Origin of the sequence: Paenibacillus sp. FSL R5-0378, from assembly GCF_038009285.1 — a bacterium.
Taxonomy (GTDB): Bacteria; Bacillota; Bacilli; order Paenibacillales; family Paenibacillaceae; genus Paenibacillus_AQ; species Paenibacillus_AQ favisporus.
Window position 1 is genome coordinate 6,058,141 of the sequence record NZ_JBBPAY010000001.1, and the last position, 18,083, is coordinate 6,076,223.

Annotated in this window: 13 protein-coding genes and 2 riboswitches; of the genes, 3 read left to right on the forward strand and 10 right to left on the reverse strand. The window is 56.9% G+C overall.

Going from position 1 to position 18,083, the window contains the following annotated elements; all coding sequences use genetic code 11:
- Positions 1 to 147 precede the first annotated feature (147 nt).
- The 3 genes from MKY74_RS28130 to MKY74_RS28140 form a co-directional block, all read right to left on the reverse strand.
- Positions 148 to 1,230 (reverse strand): hypothetical protein, encoded by a 1,083-nt coding sequence (locus MKY74_RS28130; RefSeq protein ID WP_076169688.1) that lies wholly within the window; start codon positions 1,228 to 1,230, stop codon positions 148 to 150.
- Between the two features lie 226 nt (positions 1,231 to 1,456).
- Positions 1,457 to 4,777, reverse strand: coding sequence for a DEAD/DEAH box helicase (locus tag MKY74_RS28135; RefSeq protein ID WP_076169687.1), 3,321 nt, complete (start codon positions 4,775 to 4,777; stop codon positions 1,457 to 1,459).
- Between the two features lie 144 nt (positions 4,778 to 4,921).
- On the reverse strand, positions 4,922 to 5,995 hold the full coding sequence (locus MKY74_RS28140; protein WP_076169686.1) for an undecaprenyldiphospho-muramoylpentapeptide beta-N-acetylglucosaminyltransferase: 1,074 nt from the start codon (positions 5,993 to 5,995) through the stop codon (positions 4,922 to 4,924).
- A 272-nt stretch (positions 5,996 to 6,267) separates the two neighbouring features.
- Here MKY74_RS28140 and MKY74_RS28145 point away from each other — a divergent pair, with 272 nt between their 5' ends.
- Both MKY74_RS28145 and abc-f read left to right on the forward strand, forming a co-directional pair.
- Positions 6,268 to 6,417: an RAxF-45 family protein gene (locus MKY74_RS28145; RefSeq protein WP_279628456.1), complete on the forward strand. Its 150-nt coding sequence runs from the start codon at positions 6,268 to 6,270 to the stop codon at positions 6,415 to 6,417.
- A gap of 90 nt (positions 6,418 to 6,507) precedes the next feature.
- Positions 6,508 to 8,481, forward strand: coding sequence for a ribosomal protection-like ABC-F family protein (abc-f, locus tag MKY74_RS28150; protein WP_076169685.1), 1,974 nt, complete (start codon positions 6,508 to 6,510; stop codon positions 8,479 to 8,481).
- Between the two features lie 133 nt (positions 8,482 to 8,614).
- Here abc-f and MKY74_RS28155 read toward each other — a convergent pair whose 3' ends face one another.
- The 7 genes from MKY74_RS28155 to MKY74_RS28185 all read right to left on the reverse strand — a co-directional run bounded on the left by MKY74_RS28155 (position 8,615) and on the right by MKY74_RS28185 (position 16,315).
- Entirely contained in the window at positions 8,615 to 9,247 is a 633-nt protein-coding gene (locus MKY74_RS28155; RefSeq protein WP_076169684.1) for a 50S ribosomal protein L25, read from the reverse strand.
- Between the two features lie 292 nt (positions 9,248 to 9,539).
- The gene (locus tag MKY74_RS28160; RefSeq protein ID WP_076169683.1) at positions 9,540 to 9,998 is read right to left on the reverse strand and encodes a cupin domain-containing protein; all 459 of its coding nucleotides are present in this window, start codon (positions 9,996 to 9,998) and stop codon (positions 9,540 to 9,542) included.
- Between the two features lie 287 nt (positions 9,999 to 10,285).
- Positions 10,286 to 12,622 carry a type I pullulanase gene (gene pulA / locus MKY74_RS28165; RefSeq protein WP_144025405.1) on the reverse strand — a complete coding sequence of 779 codons (2,337 nt, stop codon included), beginning with the start codon at positions 12,620 to 12,622 and terminating at the stop codon, positions 10,286 to 10,288.
- Positions 12,623 to 13,033: 411 nt separating this feature from the next.
- On the reverse strand, positions 13,034 to 13,426 hold the full coding sequence (gcvH, locus tag MKY74_RS28170) for a glycine cleavage system protein GcvH (protein WP_076169681.1): 393 nt from the start codon (positions 13,424 to 13,426) through the stop codon (positions 13,034 to 13,036).
- Between the two features lie 48 nt (positions 13,427 to 13,474).
- Positions 13,475 to 14,395, reverse strand: a complete 921-nt coding sequence (gene sdaAA / locus MKY74_RS28175) for an L-serine ammonia-lyase, iron-sulfur-dependent, subunit alpha (protein WP_076169680.1) — start codon at positions 14,393 to 14,395, stop codon at positions 13,475 to 13,477.
- A 7-nt stretch (positions 14,396 to 14,402) separates the two neighbouring features.
- Complete coding sequence (gene sdaAB / locus MKY74_RS28180; protein ID WP_076169679.1) at positions 14,403 to 15,077, reverse strand: L-serine ammonia-lyase, iron-sulfur-dependent subunit beta; 675 nt, start codon at positions 15,075 to 15,077, stop codon at positions 14,403 to 14,405.
- Between the two features lie 175 nt (positions 15,078 to 15,252).
- Positions 15,253 to 15,365: riboswitch (glycine riboswitch) on the reverse strand.
- Positions 15,366 to 15,475: 110 nt separating this feature from the next.
- Positions 15,476 to 16,315 (reverse strand): ROK family protein, encoded by an 840-nt coding sequence (locus MKY74_RS28185; RefSeq protein ID WP_076169678.1) that lies wholly within the window; start codon positions 16,313 to 16,315, stop codon positions 15,476 to 15,478.
- 259 nt (positions 16,316 to 16,574) lie between these two features.
- Positions 16,575 to 16,671, forward strand: a riboswitch (glycine riboswitch).
- A gap of 280 nt (positions 16,672 to 16,951) precedes the next feature.
- Between MKY74_RS28185 and gcvT the strand changes: the two genes are divergently transcribed.
- Positions 16,952 to 18,058: a glycine cleavage system aminomethyltransferase GcvT gene (gene gcvT / locus MKY74_RS28190; protein ID WP_076169677.1), complete on the forward strand. Its 1,107-nt coding sequence runs from the start codon at positions 16,952 to 16,954 to the stop codon at positions 18,056 to 18,058.
- Positions 18,059 to 18,083 lie beyond the last annotated feature (25 nt).

An 18,083-nucleotide genomic window follows, 5' to 3' on the forward strand; every position in this document is an offset into this window, starting at 1 on the left:
CATACTGTCAGCGTCTTTCGGTATGTGTTCATTGGAGGACAGATTGCTCATTTTATGCGTTATAACCTAAAAAAAACTGCCCCGGATGATCAACCGACACAAAAGGTCAGTCACCCAAAGGCAGCCTACAGTAAATGAACATGCTGATTACAGAAGGTCGTCAACCGCTTCAAAACCGGTACCGGGATCGTACTCCATCCGGTGAGCGCAGTGCATCAGTGCTTCCAGGCAGCGTTCACGTCCTGCATGATAGCCGGCAAAAAATTTCCGCTCGATGCGGATCGACAGCACCGTAATGTATTCCTCCTGCCCGGTCTTTCCGTTCAGTTTGGTGTCCCTCGCCTGCACGACGACCGACTCCAGCGGGAGCAGGGCAAACAGCTCGCCTGCAATCCGGAGGACGGAGCCGCAGATGTATTTCAGCTCCAGTTCATTGCGTTCGGGAACGGTCAGTTCAGGCGAAGCTACCCCTGCTTCGGTGCGGACTTTCGCCTCGCGCGGGATCACCTGCTGGGAATTGACATCCAGTTCCACTTCCACCTCGGAGCTGCTTCGGACGCTGAACTCGAGGCCGCTCCCAAGCATCGTCAATTCCTGCAGCGGGGCCATCTCTTCCAGAACCCGCAAATAGGCGGTACGGTTGCCGTCCAGGATGTCGTGTGCAAAATCGTTGGCTGCTTTCCATGCCAGATAGTCTTTACGATCCTCTTCCCGGGCCAGCTGAACCTGCCTTTCGAGCTCCTCCCGGATCATGGCGTCCTGCTTGAGGAGCTTCTGGATACGGGTCGGCTGGAACGCAGCCAAATTCCCCTCAGCCAGCTTCTCTTTCGGTCCCTGTTCCCCTCTCGGGAACGGAGGAGCCATGGCGGCAAGAACATCCCAGAATACCGGCTCCCCGTAAGTTTGATCGATCGTCGCGATCCACTCCAGCTGATTGTCATACCAATCGGCCTCAAACGCTAACTTTTCCGCCTCGTTCCAGGCGGTCTGCCCCTGCTGCCGGTTTATAAGTTCACGGCGCTTAAGATAAGCGCTGCTGTATGTCGGTGTGGTCGAAAAAAGAGAGGCTATAGAGCCAGCTGCCGCTGACGCAGCCGCATGTTCGTCACGAGGCATATATCCGCTGACAGGCGTCGAATCTGCGCCCTGTTCGCGGCTTCCCCCTGTATCCATGCTGTACAGATGAGGCCCTGAATTGGTTAGGATACCGTAATTGTATCGATTTCGCATACATTCTTCTCCTCATTCCCAAGTCCGTGAATGGATCACAAGTAATAGGTCATTTATACTAAAGCATAGAGGTAAATTTCGCCATTGCCATTCATATTCCTGCATCTTTTTCATGAAAATTTATCGGGATCAAAAGGAGCTCAGCCGGTTCTCGCAGCTGGACAAGAAAAAAAACCGGCCCCTCCCAGGTCCGGTTCATGGTACTTCCATGAATAAAAATGACTCTCTATAAGGCAAGCAGCTCGCGGATTTCCTGCTCAGTCAAGGTCGTGACCGCGTCATCCGCCGACTCCATCACTTCGCGGATCAAATCCTTCTTCCGCTGCTGCAGCTCCAGCATCTTTTCCTCCACGGTGCCCTTCGTCACCAGGCGAATAACCTGGACCACGTTTTTCTGCCCCATCCGGTGGGCGCGTCCCGCGGCCTGCTCTTCCACCGCCGGATTCCACCACAAATCGTACAGGATGACCGTGTCCGCTCCGGTCAAGTTCAGCCCTGTCCCGCCCGCTTTGAGCGAGATCAGGAATACGTCGTTCTCTCCCTGGTTAAACCGCGAGCACGTGTCTACCCTCTCCTTGGCCGGAGTCTGCCCGTCCAGATAAAAGACCGGAATCCCCCGCTGACCCAGCTCGCTGCGGATGATCCGGAGCATGCTCGTAAACTGGGAAAAGATCAGGATCCGCCGCCCGCTGCTGAGGCATTCGTCGACCACGTCCAGCAGCTGGGAGAGCTTGCCGGCCGGACCTTCGTACCCGTCCACAAACAGCGAGGGATGGCAGCACAGCTGACGAAGCCTCGTGATGCCGGCCAATATTTTCATCCGGCTCTTCTGGAACCCCTCCATCTCCAGGTCACGGATCGTCTCTTCTTTGAATTCCTCGAGGTAAGTTGCGTACAGCTTCTTCTGCTCAAGGCTGAGCTCCGAGCGCTGAACCGTCTCGATCCGTTCCGGCAGCTCGTCCAGCACATCAGCCCTTAACCGGCGTAAAATGAACGGCTGCACAATCCGGGAGATCTGGCCGCGGGTCAGGCCGCGGAAAGCTTTCTGACCCGTAAAAAGACCCGGGAATACCGCCTCGAAAATCGACCACAGCTCATCCACCGCGTTTTCGATCGGCGTGCCCGTCAGCGCAAACCGCCGCTCCGCACGGATTTCCCGCACCGCTTGAGCGGTCTGCGTCGCGTAATTTTTGATCATCTGGGCTTCGTCAAGAAACAGAGTGCTGAAGCCCATCTCCCGGTACAGCCGGATATCCTTGCGCAGGGACGGATATGAGGTGATAATTACGTCCGCCTGCTGCGCAGCAAGGCTGTCAGGAGATTCGGTTTCTGCGCCCGCAGCCGCTATGCGAAGCAGGGAATCGCTGCGCTCCTTCCGTGCGCCAAGGGCCACATGAACCTGAACGGACGGAGCGAATTTCTGGAACTCGCTCTCCCAGTTATATACGAGCGATGCGGGGGATACGATCAGGACCGGAAGGTGCCCGCCTTCCTTCTCCCTGCGTTCGGACACAATGTAGGCAATGCTTTGCAGCGTTTTGCCCAGTCCCATGTCGTCGGCCAGAATCCCGCCGAACCGGTAATGGCCAAGCGTCTTCAGCCACTGGAAGCCGTCGCGCTGGTAATCCCGGAGCACGGAGGCAAGCTCCTCGGGCACATTGAAGTCCATCTGCTCGGGATGCGTCATATGATCAATCAGCTGCCGCAGCGATTTCCCCATCTGTACCCCATAAGCCCGGCCTTCCTTGTCACGGAGCTGCAGACCCTTGACCAGAGGAAGATGGATACGGCTGCCGGTAATATCGCCTTTTTTCATCCCGAGCTCGTCATACAGCTCGCCGAAGGTTTGGAAGGCTTCCTTTTCCAGGGACACATACGCACCGCCGGGAAGACGGTAATACTTCCGCTTCTCAATCACGCTCAGCAGCAGCTTGCGGATTTCTTTGTCGCTCACATGGTCCAGCTCAAAGTTGATCTCGAGCCAGTTGGTCGCATGGTCCGTGTCCGCCTTGATTTTCGGAGGCTTGTTCGGATTGTGCATCAGCTGCTTGACAGCGGGAGTGGCGTATACTTGGACCCATTTCTCCAGCTTGGGCAGCAAATGAAACAGGACGTCGTATACGCTGTCTTCTTCCGACAGGTCCAGCACCATTTCGTGTCCGTTCTGCACAAAGTCCGTTCCTTTCAACGCCTCGATCATCCGCCGCTCCTTGTCCGTATCCCGGACCAAAATAAAGTCGCCGTCTTTCCGGGCATCCGTATCGGCAAATGCGTCGATCACAATCCCGTCGTACACGAATTCCAGCCTTGCGGTCAGCTCGGTTTCGTCCCTGTCCAAATACAGCTTGGCCACGAGGTCCGGCTGCACCAGCTGATCCCGGACGCTGGCGTCCATGCCGACCTTCCCAATGCGCCGCAAGCCGGGAACCACCTTCTCCATCAGTGCGTCCATCTGGTGCGGTGATATGTTAATCCGCTTATGGTCATAGCGGTATATCAAGGTTTTCATCTCTGACAGCAGGAGCAGGTCGCGCACCGGCAGCCGGTATATCGTGCCGTCAACAGCTGCGCAGCCGTACGCGGTCATCACAACGACCCGCTTCAGCCCGTTGATTTCCAGATGATAGGCGTCGCCGCTATCGATGCTGCCCACATGGAACGACAGCGGGATCTGGCCTTCACCCAGCTGAATCGGCTGAGGTGAAGCATACTCGCGCTCCATCGCAGCCCCGGCCTTGACCAGCAAAGGCAGCAGCTCGTTCCAGCCCAGCGGCGGGATCGTCAGCATCCGCTGGCTGCCTGAGGCAGCGAAGCCAGGAATGGATCGTCCTGCTTCATCATACGCGAACTCGCTGCCGCAAATCCGGATCAGCATGTCGATGACCGCCCAGTCCTCGGGCCGGAACGTGTGCTGCTTCGGGTTGTAAGTGAACAGCTTGGTAAAGGGCAGGCTTCTTCCTTCCTCGATGTGAAGCAGAAACTGCCTGATATTTTGCACGACGTACAGCCGGTTCGGTCCGACCTTCATCTCGATCCGGAACTTCGGTTCCGGCTGATACTCGTCCGTCACTTTGCAGGTCCATTCCACAGCCAGCGTTTCCTTAAGCACGCTCGCCGCTTTCTGGCCGGTCTTCAGCCGTTCGCTGTCCGCCATCTGCTCAAACAGCTCGATCAGTCCGCTGGTGAGCCGCACGTCCCTGGAGGAAACCGCAGGCGTCGGAATCGGGACGACCTCCCCCCGCGGCTGCAGCCGGTCCGCCCCGCCCTTTTCTTCTTCCAGCAGATAGATCAAGACGCCGGCGATATGCTTGCAGTAAGGATAATATCCGCCGAAGCCCGCACAGTGGCAGGTTGCGCTGAAATCCGCTCCGTCGATATCGACCTCCACCCGGTATATATCCTCGTCCTGCACTACCGCTTCAATGTAACGGTTATCGTCATCGCGTTCCACGATCATGACCTGACCGTAGGCGCAGTATTCCTCACCCCGTTTAAAGGCGGATGCGCCGCATAATGATCTGATTCTTTGCGAAGTAAAAGCCAGCATGTCTTCCGTCCTTTCCGGTCTCCTGTCCTAAAATCTCGTGTACTCAATATACCATAGTTCGGCTCAGGAAAGCGAAAAATTAGGAACTCTTGTTCTCTATCCGTTCAGGTAAAATAAGGTTCCTTTTCTTGGCGCAGACGATCTTTAACGGCTTTTTGCGGTTTCTTTGATCAGCTTGAATACTTCCGCAAGCGCGTCCGTCTTTTGGCCGCTCGCCATGGCCGATACATAGGCATCCCGATGGGCATGCAATGCCCGAACCCGCTCGAGCAGCGTTTGCGGAGACAGACCTTCCTCTTCCAGCACTTCGGCATAACCCGCTTTTTCGAACGAATGCGCGTTAAGGATTTGATCGCCCCGGCTTTGCTGCCGGGTCAATGGGATGAGAAGCATCGGCTTGCGCAAGGAAAGGAACTCAAAGATCGAATTGGAGCCGGCACGGGTGATCACCAAGTCCGACATCGCCAGCACATCCGGCAGTTCATCGCGAATGTATTCGAATTGACAATAGCCGGGAACCGTCAGCGCCGGATCGAGCTGCCCTTTCCCGCATAAGTGCACGACTTGAAAAGCTTCCGTCAGCTCAGGCAGCGCCTGGCGCACCGCCCGGTTAATGCTCTGCGCGCCAAGACTGCCGCCCATCACCAGCAGAACGGGCCTCCCCGGGGTGAACCCGCACAGCTTCCGTCCGGCGGCAGCGCTGCCCTGTTTCAGCTCATTCCGGATGACGGCGCCGACATGGCGGCCCTTGCCCTTGCCGATATGCGCAGCCGCTTCCGGGAACGTCGTGCACACCGCTTCAGCCATCGGGATGGCAATCCGGTTGGCCAGCCCCGGCGTGATGTCCGACTCGTGAATGATAACCGGCACCCGGTTCAGCCAGGCACCGATGACGACGGGCACCGATACGAACCCGCCTTTGGAAAATACAATATCCGGTTTCCGGCGGCGGATGAGACGGTATGCCTGATAGACGCCCTTGGCGATCCGGAACGGATCCTTGGCGTTTTGCCAGTCCAAATACCGGCGCAGCTTGCCAGTCGATATCGGAAAATACGCCACGTCCGGCAGCGGCGACACCAGCTCCCGCTCGATCCCATTGACCGAGCCTATATACTCCACCGCCCAGCCTTCCTGCCGGAACAGCGGGATCAGCGCCAGGTTGACCGTGACATGTCCGGCGGACCCTCCGCCGGTAAACATTATTTTTTTCTTCATGAGGACCTCCACTCGTTTCAACCACTGCATCTTATTGTATTATAATGCCGGTCTGGAGATAAATGCCCGTCCCGCTATTACAAATCAGCTGTACACACCGACACCCCTTCGACAGCCCGAAGCCGAATTGGAACCACACATCCAAAGCCTGCTGAGGGTTCTGATCCGGGTGATATGGCCATTTTCATAAAATGTTTCATCCATTGCTTGCTTTTAGCACTCGTTGTGGATACAATAAAGCTAACTTTTTTTAACATGGAGGTGAGGTAGAAGTGGTACGCAATTTTGGAAACGACCGGATCAATCAACTGCCGATGATTTTGTCCGGCATTTTTTACAGAGTTCCCGTTAACGGGATCCGTCTGTCCATTTTTAACAATCCGGTTGTTTTACAAAATTGCGAAATGCCGCTCCTACCTTAACTTCAACGGATAAGCGTTGAACGTTCAAGCCGCAGGGACATTTCCCTGCGGTTTTTTTCTGTAGATGCGGCATCTATGGAGGAAAATACAATGATGATTCAATGCAAAAACATACAAAAATACCATGGTGCCCAGCTCGTTTTGTCCGATGTATCCTTTGAAATCCGCGAAGGGGAAAAAGCGGCCCTGATCGGCCGCAACGGCTGCGGAAAAACGACGATGCTCCACTTGCTGAACGGCGGAGACAAGCCGGATCAAGGCGAAATCTCCATTTCGCGGGGCGCCAAGCTTGGCTTCCTCGCCCAAATTCCCCAAGCCGGAGACGGCGAAACGGTGTATGACATCCTGCTGCGCGCTTTTACGGCGCCGCTTGAATGGCAGCGGCGGATGCGCGAGCTGGAGGCGCTGATGTCCGGCCCCTCCGCTTCCGGCGCCAAAGAGCCGGAGCAGTGGCTCGCCGAATACGGCAGGCTGCAGGAACGCTTTGAAGCAGCCGGCGGTTATGAAATGGAAGCGACCATTGACCGCATCGCCGGCGGCCTTGGCATCCCCGCGGGCCAGTACACCCGCCCCTTCGCCTCCCTCTCCGGGGGAGAGAAGACCAAAATCGGGCTCGCCTCCCTGCTGCTTGAGCAACCTGATGTGCTGCTGCTGGACGAACCGACCAACCACTTGGACATGGCGGCGATCGAATGGCTGGAGCAGTTCCTGAAGGAATACCGCGGCACCGTGCTTACGATATCGCATGACCGTTACTTTCTCGACAAGCTCGTGACCAAGGTGGTCGAGATTGAAGACGGAGAAGCTTTTACCTACCACACCGACTACAGCGGTTATCAGAAGGAAAAGGAAGCACGGCTCCTGCAGCAGTTTGCCGATTACCAGGAGCAGCAGAAAAAAATCAAAAAGATGCAGGAAAGCATCAAACAGCTGATCGAGTGGGGCAACCGGTCCAACCCGCCGAACGCCGGGTTCCACCGCCGTGCCGCCTCCATGCAGAAGGCCCTCGACCGTATGGTGAAGCTGAAGCGGCCAGTGCTTGAACGAAAGACGATGGATTTGTCGCTGCAGCAGGAAGACCGCTCCGGCAAGCAGGTGCTCGTGTTCGAGGAGCTGGGCAAATCGTACGGCACGCGCACCTTGTTCCAAGGCGTCAACGAAACGCTCCGGTACGGGGAAACCGTCATGCTGCTCGGCGGCAACGGAAGCGGCAAGAGTACGCTGATCAAGCTGGCCCTGGGCGAGCTCGAACCGACGGAGGGGAGCGTGGCCGTCGGCTCGCGCGTCAGCATCGGTTACCTCGCGCAGGAGGAAACGCCGGAATCCGTCAAGCAGAACGTGCTTCAGTACTACCGGGAACAGGCCGGCATCGAGGAAGGTGAAGCCCGCGGCCGGCTGGCGCGATTCCTGTTCTACGGCGCCGATGTATTCAAAGACATCCGCAGCCTCTCCGGCGGGGAATGGACGCGGCTGCGCTTCGCCATCCTGATGGAGCAGAAGCCGAATTTGCTGATTCTGGACGAACCGACCAACCATTTGGACATTGACGCCAGGGAAGCGCTGGAGGAGGCGCTCGAGGAGTTCCCCGGCACCATCTTCGGCGTATCCCACGACCGGTATTTTATCAACAGGCTGGCGGCCAGAATTTGGAGCCTGGATCACGGGCGGGTCCGTTCCTTCATCGGTAACTTCGAGGATTACAAACAGGAAATCCGCAAGCTGAGCGAAGCCGAAACGGCGGCGCAGGCGTGGAAGGCAGAGGCCGCTGGCTCAAAGGGCGCGGAAGCCGGCAGCCAGGGCAAGGAGCCGGTATCCAAGCCGGCTGCTGCGCGCCCCGATACCGGCGAGCGGCGTTCCCGGAAAAGCGACGCCTCCGCCTCTATTTCACTCGAGCAGTCGATCAAGGAGCTTGAGGGCCGTCTGGGGCAGATCGACGCCGACATGCTCGAGGAAAGCGCCGCCACGGATCTGGGGCGCCTGCAGCAGCTTCATGCGGAGCGGGAGCAGCTGCAGGCACAGCTGGACGCGGCGTATGAGCAGTGGCTCGAGCTGCAGGACGCGTAAGCAGGTGATGCTTATGCGGGCGAAACGTACACAGGCGATTCGCAGTGCATCTCACACATGTCTCATGCAAAGAAACCCCTGGTCGTGAACGACCAGGGGTTTTCCTGCACAAGCATGTATATGATAAGACGTTTTATTCGTTGTTGTCTTCTGCAGCCGTTTCCGCCGCTTCTTCTCCCTCCGCTGCCACGGATTCGTCCGCAGCCTGTGCCTCCGTCGCCATGCGGGATGCCGTTACGGAAGCAACCAGCTCTTCCGGTGAGGCTACGAGCGTTACGCCGGATGGCAGCTGGATGTCTCCGGCTACCAGCTTGTCGCCGATTTCCATATGCGATACGTCCACGGTGATCGCGGATGGCAGATTTGCAGGAAGCGCCTCGACTTCAAGCTCGGTCTCCTGATGCTGAAGCACGCCGCCCACCTTGGTGCCGGCAGCCGTACCTTGGAAGTCGATCGGAACGCGAACCTTGATCGGCTTGTTGGCGGAGATGTGCATGAAGTCCACATGCATCCACTCACCGGCTTTGCGCTGGTAATCCTTGATGATCACGTCCAGATCCGACGAGCCTTCCACCTTCAGCTTGAACACTTCGGACCGGCCTGTTCTGGCAACTTTCGCCAGCTCCTTCGCATCGACGCTGACCGGCATGCTCTCGGTCTGTGTCCCGTAGACCACCGCCGGAATGCGTCCGCTTTGTCTCAAGCTGCGCAGGCTCGAATGCTTCGTGTCGGTTCTTCGTTCTGCTGTAAGAGAATGAGATGTCATCTTTTACAACCTCCTCTGATATTTAATCTGTCCCCTGCAGTACACAGGCATATCTATGTATTACCCATTTTTGGCGAAATCAAAACCTTGCAGCGCAAAACAGCCAGCTGCTTTTGAGACAAACGGAGTACGCTGCTTAGCCTGGAGTACACTGAAGGAAGGAGCAGTATATCTAAATAAAAACGTCTAGCAGCGGTCCTTTCCAATATCACAAAAAATCCCGCATCGGTCATTTCAACCGTGCGGGATTTAGGCTGGCCCGGCGAAGCGGGACATGCCGCTGCCGAAGGTTTTATTTTCCGGATATCATCGTAAAATCGTCAAAATGAAAGCCTGGGGAAACGACGCAGGAGACGAACACCGGCTCGTCGCCCAGCGGCTTGGCCGCCTGCCAGACATTGGCCGGAACGAGCGCCTGCGGCACCTGGCCGTTCTCAACGTCCATTCCCAAAATGATTTTGGTCTCCCCGCCCGGCTGTTCCCCATCGCCTCCGAGCAGCAGCTCGAGCGGACTGCCGGAATGCCACAGCCACAATTCATCGGAATAAACGCGGTGCCACGCGGAGGATTCCTCCGGATGCAGCAGGAAATAAATCGAAGTCGCCGAAGGGCGCGAACCCGAATACTTGGGATCCAGCACGTCTTTCGGGATTTCAAAGGACGCTTTCCATAACTCCTTGTACCACCCGCCCTCGGGATGGGGCAGCATGTCAAAGGTTTTCACCAGAGGCGACAGCAGTTTCTCGGTCATCGTAAGCCTTCTTTCTCTGTTATATATCACCCTATCCAAGGGAATCTCACTTTACTTTATAGGAATCACCCGTTTTTGTAAAATGCATTCATCCCTATCCCCGGATACAGAAAAGAAAGCTCCATATTTCCGTCATACCGTCGCCCCAAGCTTCTAGGCTTCTCAGCTTGCAAGCTTCTAAAGCGGCCAAACCTTCCAACCTGTTAAGCAGCTCCATTCCCAGGTTGCCGTACGCTCCAGCCAGCCCCCCTTACACAGCCGGCCGCACTCCTCCCGGCACCCGGGCGTCAGCTGATCTTCTTCCAGTCGTCCGATCCGCTCCGGACAAGCACCTTCAGCTTGCTGTGATGCCATCCGAGCTTGATAAACCGGTCCTGGTCGCAGTCCTTCGCCTCCCACTCGTTCAGCCGCACGATATATCCGATTTCCTGCACGTTCAGCGGGACATATATCGTCGCCACAGCGCGTCCGTCCTCCATCCGGTCAAAATCGACCCGGCGTTCCCGCATGCCGCTGCCCCATACCCATAAGTTCCAGCCGTCATATTTGCGGTCCTGGCGCTCATAATGCAGCTCCACCGTCTTGAGCAGGCGCGGACGGCCGCCTTCTTCCTCATACAGAACCATGACCGACAGGCCTGGGACGCTCACCGTTTCGTCGACGATCATCTCCAGCGCCCCGTTCCGGGCCTGAAGGTTTTTGACGGCTACCTTCCAGCCGGTAATGGAAAACGGAATGTCGACCTGCGCCTCCCGAACGTTTGCGTTGTAGATGACGATGATATTTTTCCACGTATCGCCGTTGGCATGATCCTTCAGCCGGTAAGCGACGACATTGCCGTCGCAGCGCATGACCTCCATGCTCCGTTTGATCTGCTCCTTGTCCGTCATACGGAACGCCCGGTGGGCGCGGCGCAGCGCGATCAGCCCCTGGTAGTACTCGAATACCGGCAGGAACCGGGACTTGTTGCCCCAGCGGATGGCGTTGATCGCATCCCCGCTCCGGTAGCTGTTGTGGTCGCCGAATTTGCTGCGGAGCATCTCGTCACCCGCATGAATGAGCGGAATCCCCTGAGAAGTCAGCACGATGCCGTTGGCCAGCAGCGCTCTCCGAACGCTTTCGTTCTCCAGCAGCAGGTCCTGGTCGATGCTCCGGTAAGGATCGGTGGCTGCGACAGCTTCTTCGAGGCTTCCACCTCCGGCAAGTTGGCCGTTATCGATACCCCGGATCAGATCACCTTCCAGTCCCTGCGTAATCAGTACTTTATCCCACAGGTTAAGGTTGTCGTGAACCGTCACATAGTTGATCGTCTCTGTAGGTGATCCGGTGAAATCGTCGATTGCCCCCTGAACGCCGGCCAATACCGCCGCTTCCTTGCCGGGCTGCCCCGTGGCAAAGCCCTTTCCCGCACCGTCGCTGTCTCCCTTGATGGCCCCCCGGAAATTGTCGTTGAAAACGGCAAAGCCTTTGCCCCTTTGGGATCCTTTCAAGGTTTGCTGCTTCAGCGGCGTTTCACCGCCTGTCCAAGGCTCCCCGTAAATCAGCAGTCCCGGATGCTCGCGGCGGAGCTCCTCGGTGATCTGCGCGATCGTGTCCGTGTCGATCAGACCCATCAGGTCAAAACGGAATCCGTTGATATGGTATTCTTCCGCCCAATACCGCAGGGAATCCTTGATGTATTTGCGGACCATCGGGCGCTCGGTTGCCAGCTCGTTCCCGACGCCGGAGCCGTTGCTGAACCGCCCTGACGCATCGGTCCGGTAAAAATAACCCGGCACAAGCTTCTCAAATAGGCCGTCCCCTGCGGAGTAGGTATGATTGTACACCACATCCATCACGACCCGGATTCCTTTGCGGTGCAGCGCCATGATCATCTCCTTGCATTCCCGGATCCGGACTTCGGGGCTTGACGGGTCGGTCGCGTAGGAGCCTTCCGGCACGTTGTAATGCTGGGGATCATAACCCCAGTTGAATTTCGGTTCTGCCGAGTCCGGATCATCGACCGTCAGCTCGTTCACCGTCGCATAATCAAAAATCGGCAGCAGATGGACATGTGTCACGCCGAGTTCGGCCAAATGATCGATGCCGAGCCGGCTCCCGGCTGCGTCCCGCACACCTGTCTCCGTAAACGCTTTGAACTTGCCTTTATACTGGAGCCCGGAATCCGGGCTGATCGAAAAATCCCTGACATGCAGTTCATAGAGTACCGAGTCTTCCACCCCCAGAAGACCGGGAGTTTCATCCTCTTCCCAGCCCTCCGGGCTTGCGGCCTTCACGTCGACGATCGCCGTCCGCTGCCCGTTGGCACTGACCGCCCGGGCGTAAGGATCGGCCGCATAAACTTCCCGTCCGTCCGGGTGCTCCACCTTGTACATATAATATTTTCCGGCCAAATCGCCTCTGAAATGAAGTGACCATACGCCGCCTTCCCCGCGTCTCATGCCGATTTCGAACCCTCCGGCGTGATCGGTAAGCGCTCCACCGTCATAAGTTCCGGCATCGTCATACAAGGCGAGGGTTACCTTCGCCGCCGTCGGCGCCCAAACTTTGAATATACTTTCAAGATGCGTATAATGACATCCCAGGTCGCCGCCTTCATATATTTCCACGTTATTCATCATCATTCATCTCACCACCATGGTTTACCTGAATAAATGCCTCAAAAAATCGCTTTCACTACATCCTATGTTACTTTCTTGCCATTTGTAAGGGGTTCTATAAGCTTTTCCCTGCCCAAATTTACGGGACAGCTGTGACTGCATGGTTAAATCATTATATGCTTGTACGCTAGCATTTACCCCATAGTTGCACGGTTCTTTCAAATCATAGAATAATAGATGCAGGGCAGCTTCCATTTAACGGCGTATGTACCCTCCTCTTGTTCTTGTTATCGACAAACCGAACCTTGGTCATAAATAACCCGCGCTGCAGGTGGAATAAGCTGCGCGGGGATATCGGGCCATCGTATAAAATCGTCGTATAAAATCAAAGAGGCTGCGGCACGATGTGCCCCAGCCCCTGTCTCGATATCGTTATTATTCGTTCAAAAATTGCTCATACTGCTCTGCCGTCAGCAGCGATTGCAGCTGCTCGTCCAAATCTCCTTCAACCTCTACCTCGATCATCCAGCCTCCGTCGTACGGCTCGCTATTGACGAGCTCCGGCTCGCTTTCCAGCGCATCGTTGATTTTGGTCACTTTCCCGCTCACCGGACTGAACAGATCCGACACGGTTTTGACCGACTCGATCGTTCCGATGCTCTCTTCGGCCGCGACGTCGGCGCCGGCTTCCGGCAGCTCCACAAACACGATGTCCCCCAGCTGGTGCTGGGCGAAGTCGCTGATCCCGATGCGGACCACAGATCCGCCTGCCTTTTCCACCCATTCATGATCCTTGCTGTACCAACGGTTCTCCTTCACATTGCTCATCGATTTCGCGTCTCCTTTGATTTCAATTTTGGGGCTGCCGTTAATAAGTTAATCTTCCTTGGCAGGCGCTTTGGCTTCTTTGGCCTTTCTGCGCCGCTGTTCCACCAGTTCCTTGGTCAGCTTGCGGCCAGTTGGCGTCTGGGCGAGTCCTCCCTTCCCGGTCTCGCGGTGCTTGGCCGGCATGGCGCTTCCGACCTCCAGCATGACGCCGATCACTTCATCGGCCGGGATAACGCTGCCAACGCCGGCAAGAGCCATGTCCGAAGCCGCCAGGGCCGTGACGGCCCCCAGCCCGTTCCGGACGATGCAGGGAATTTCCACCAGCCCGGCGACCGGATCGCAGATCAGGCCGAGGCAGTTCTTCAGCGCCAGGCCAACAGCATGAACGGCCTGCTGGGCCGTACCGCCGCGCAGCTCGACCATCGCGCCCGCGGCCATGCCGATCGCCGAACCGACTTCTGCCTGGCAGCCGCCTTCCGCCCCCGAGATCGAGGCGTTGTTGGCTATAACATAACCTATGGCGCCGGCACAGAACAAGCCCTTGACCAAATGTTCGTCTTCCCAGCCGAAGCGTTCCTGGGCGCTGACGAATACGCCGGGGATGATTCCGCACGAGCCCGCTGTCGGCGTCGCGATAATGCGTCCCATCGAGGCGTTCACTTCCGACACCGCCAGCGCGTAGGCCATCGCCTCGGCCGCAGGGCCGCCAAGCGATGTTTCGCCCTGCTGCATATAATCGGACACCTTTTTGGCATCGCCGCCGGTGAGTCCGCTCCGCGACTTGGTATTGCCGGTGAGCCCCTGGCGCACCGCTTCCTTCATCACACCGTAATATTCGGCCATTTGCCGGAATACTTCCTCGCGGGAGACGCCCGTTTCTCGCGCCTGATCCTCAAGCATAACCTCGGCAATCGTCTTGTTCTCCTGGCGGCAAATGTCCGCCAGCTGTTCGAGGGTCTCGAATCTCATATGATGGTTAGCTCCTTTTGGTCAAATCGATCATCGTTACTTCCTTGATGTGGGGAAGCTTGCGGATGGCCTGAATCGTGGTCTCCTCCGGAGCGGAATCCAGCTCGAACACGGTCATCGCATCCCCGCTGCGTCCCTTGCGGTCCACATCCATATATCCGATATTATATCCGTCCCGGCTGAGCAGCGCGGTCATGTTGGCCAGAACGCCCTGGCTGTCGGAATGCTTCACCGCCAGGGTCGGGTATTCGCCCGTGATCTGGACGTCAAAACCGTTCAGCGAATATACCGCGATCGTCCCGCCGCCAATCGAGGCGGCTACGATTTCAGCGGTCCGGCCGCCCCCGGTCAGCTGGATTTTGACCGAGTTCGGATGCGGTCCGTTGCCCCGGCCCTGAACCCATTCCAGGGTCATGCCTGCTTCTTCAGCCAGCACGTCCGCCTGCGGAATCCGCTGATCATCCGTTTCATAATCCATCAGCCCGGCGGTCAGCGCCAAATCGGTTCCGTGTCCCCAATACGTCTCTGCAAAAGAACCGAACAGCGTCATCTTGGCCGTCTCCGGCTGGCTGCCCAGCAGCTGACGCGCCACTCTGCCGATGCGTACCGCTCCAGCGGTGTGCGAGCTGGAAGGCCCCACCATGGAGGGACCGATGATGGAAAACACATTTTTAAATCTCACTTCGTTCTACGCTCCCCGTTAGCTATTTTTCGACGCGCTTTGCGATGAATTAGACAGAAAAAAAGGACAGCAAAAAAGGCGTCAGCACCTTTTCTCTGTCCCTTGTACCTGAGAGTTTGTGCGGCATCGTGCGCCGCGTTCCCCTTGGGTGGCCGTATAGCTCTCTCCAGAGCCGCGTCCCGCGGCGGTTCCTTGTACCTGAGAGATTAGCTGCCTGCATGTGCCTACCTGCAGCTTGCTCCTTCGGTGCCGCCCTTAAACGATGGGCGGTCTCTCCCGCGCGCGTTCATCCGCTGAATATTCAATTACTTTCCAAGCATCCGCTCTACTTTTCTAAACTCTGAACTAAGAATAAAGCAGAGCGAATACGGGTGTCAATATAACATATGCGGCCTCGTCTAAAACTCCATTCCCGTGCGCAAAAATTGCATCGCTCCGAGCGCCGCGATCCGCTTGCCGTCTTTCGGGGATGCGAAGGAGCACGCTTGGAACATGTCCGGCAGCGTATGCTTCTCGGCCGTCCGCAAAGCGGTGTCCATGTATCCCGGGTAAGTGGAGGTGCTGCCGCCAATCACCAGAACGTCCGGGTTAAACAGGTGCAGCACGTTGGTGATGGCCAGCCCGCAGTAAAAGCCGGCACGTTCCAGCAAGGCCAACGAATCGCCGTCTCCATCCCGGATCTTGGCGAGGAAGGCGTCGATATCGCAGCCCGCCCTATCGAGAATTCCGATGCCGCCTGCCAATTCGTCCACCTTGCGCGGCCCGGCTTCAGTCGCAATAACGGTGTAGCCCAGCTCCCCGGCAAACCCGCCTGCACCGGTATACATCCGCTGTTTGGAGTAGACCCCGAGCGCCAGCCCCGAGCCGGCCATCATCACCGCGACCGTATCCTTTTCCGGATAATTGGCCGCCTCGGCAACTGTCGCCGCTTTCACGTCATTGATCAGACGGCAGCGAAAGCGCCCTTTGGCAAAATCGTCAGCCGTCACCCCGCACAGCGCGCGGATATCGGAAAACTGCAGGCGGCGGTCTCCCTCTACGAGTCCCGGAAGCGCGATTCCCAGCCCCTCCGGCTCATACGGGAGCCCTGCTATAAAACGGTCAATCTCCCCCGCCAGATATTCCAGCGAACAATCAAGCCCGGTAGGGACCTTCCCCTCGACAAGCTGCCCATCTACCTCGGCAACCATCAGCATTTTCGTACATCCCATATCGACGCCTACTACGTTCTTCATCATCACGGCTCCTCCCAAATATTCTAATTCGCTTCACCTTCGGCGGACAGCTCTGGGACGATACAGTCTCCCCGGAGTGCCGCTTGGACCAAAATACCTAAAATCGAACATTATGAACATAAATTGATTGTAATATTCGTAAATAGGCATTATGATAATGTTGTTGACACCGGTTTGTACTTTGAGTATTAATAATATATAGAACGAACTCGAACATTTGATTCGAGCTTTATGATGTCGTGAACAAACAATCGTATAGCGGATGATGGTAATGGGAGAGATTACTGCCGAGCAGTAACGCCGAAGGAGTAAGCCCGGACCCGGGTGAATCTCTCAGGCAAAAGGACGATTACCGGACGCATCTCTGGAGAGAATTCTGAACGTAAGAATCACCCAAGGGGAAACTTGCTTGTTGCCCGGGGTTGATGTGGAGCCCGAATTTCGCCTGTGAAGTCCCCGGGCCGCTCCATTCACCGGCATCCGTAAGGTAACTCTCAGGTACCAAGGACAGAGCTTGAAAGAAAGTATGCGAGCACGCATGCTTATTCTTTCGCCCTGTCCTTTTTGTGCTGCTTGGAAGAACTTTTATGATGAAAAGCCTAAACAATCCGTGGTAACACGTGAAAACCGAGGTGACTCATGTCCGAATTGAAAAGAACACCGCTTTTTCCGCTCTATGCACAGGTTTCCGGCGTCCGCTGCATCGATTTTGGCGGCTGGGAGCTGCCCGTCCAGTTCAGCGGCATCCACAAAGAGCATGAGGCGGTCCGCGAGGCCGCCGGGCTCTTCGACGTTTCCCACATGGGCGAGTTCAAGGTGGACGGCCCGGGATCGGAAGATTTTCTCCAGCTCGTGACCGTCAATGACGTATCGGTTCTCGAGCCGGGTCAGGCGCAGTACAGCGCTTTGTGCTATCCGGACGGGGGCGTTGTCGACGACCTGCTCGTCTACAAGCTGGGCGTGGAGTCCTACATGCTGGTTGTGAACGCCTCCAATATCGACAAGGATTGGGCCTGGCTTCAGGAGCACCGGCCGGACGGCGTGAACATGGTGAACGAGTCCGATGGAACTGCACTGCTGGCTCTACAGGGGCCGAAAGCTGAAGCGGTGCTGCAGCCGCTCGTCGATGCCGATTTGGGGCAACTTTCCCCGTTTCATTTTATCCAAAATGTGAAGCTGTTCGGCGCTAGTACGTTGATTTCCCGCACCGGTTATACGGGGGAAGACGGCTTTGAGATCTACCTTGCCGCACAGGATGCTCCTGCGGTCTGGAGCGGATTGCTCGAGCAAGGCGAAAGCTCAGGCCTGATTCCAGCAGGGCTCGGCGCCCGCGACACGCTTCGCTTTGAAGCGAAGCTGCCGCTGTACGGACAGGAGCTGTCCAAGGACATTTCCCCGCTCGAAGGCGGCATCGGCTTCTTCGTCAAGCTGGGCAAAGCGGCCGATTTTATCGGCAAGGCGGCCCTGCAGCAGCAGAAAGACGCCGGCGTGCCGCGCAAACTGGTCGGCATCGAAATGATCGACCGGGGCATCCCCCGCCCCCATTATCCCGTATATGCGGGAGATGAGCAGATCGGCGAAGTGACGACGGGAACCCAGTCCCCGACGCTGAAGCGTAATCTCGGTCTCGCGCTCGTTCAAAGCGGCTATTCCGCCCTTGGAACCGAAGTGGAAGTCGACGTCCGGGGCAAGCGGCTCAAAGCCAAGGTCGTAAGCACCCCTTTCTACAAACGCGAGCGCAAATAAATAGCAGGCTAACAGCATGATACGA

Bases quoted from the DNA above. Each gene is read 5' to 3' on its own strand.
- MKY74_RS28135 (WP_076169687.1), bottom strand. From the start codon at position 4,777: ATGCTGGCTTTTACTTCGCAAAGAATCAGATCATTATGCGGCGCATCC.
- abc-f (WP_076169685.1), top strand. From the start codon at position 6,508: ATGATGATTCAATGCAAAAACATACAAAAATACCATGGTGCCCAGCTC.
- pulA (WP_144025405.1), bottom strand. From the start codon at position 12,622: ATGATGATGAATAACGTGGAAATATATGAAGGCGGCGACCTGGGATGT.
- sdaAA (WP_076169680.1), bottom strand. From the start codon at position 14,395: ATGAGATTCGAGACCCTCGAACAGCTGGCGGACATTTGCCGCCAGGAG.
- MKY74_RS28130 (WP_076169688.1), bottom strand. From the start codon at position 1,230: ATGCGAAATCGATACAATTACGGTATCCTAACCAATTCAGGGCCTCAT.
- gcvH (WP_076169681.1), bottom strand. From the start codon at position 13,426: ATGAGCAATGTGAAGGAGAACCGTTGGTACAGCAAGGATCATGAATGG.
- MKY74_RS28155 (WP_076169684.1), bottom strand. From the start codon at position 9,247: ATGACATCTCATTCTCTTACAGCAGAACGAAGAACCGACACGAAGCAT.
- MKY74_RS28185 (WP_076169678.1), bottom strand. From the start codon at position 16,315: ATGATGAAGAACGTAGTAGGCGTCGATATGGGATGTACGAAAATGCTG.
- gcvT (WP_076169677.1), top strand. From the start codon at position 16,952: ATGTCCGAATTGAAAAGAACACCGCTTTTTCCGCTCTATGCACAGGTT.
- MKY74_RS28140 (WP_076169686.1), bottom strand. From the start codon at position 5,995: ATGAAGAAAAAAATAATGTTTACCGGCGGAGGGTCCGCCGGACATGTC.
- MKY74_RS28160 (WP_076169683.1), bottom strand. From the start codon at position 9,998: ATGACCGAGAAACTGCTGTCGCCTCTGGTGAAAACCTTTGACATGCTG.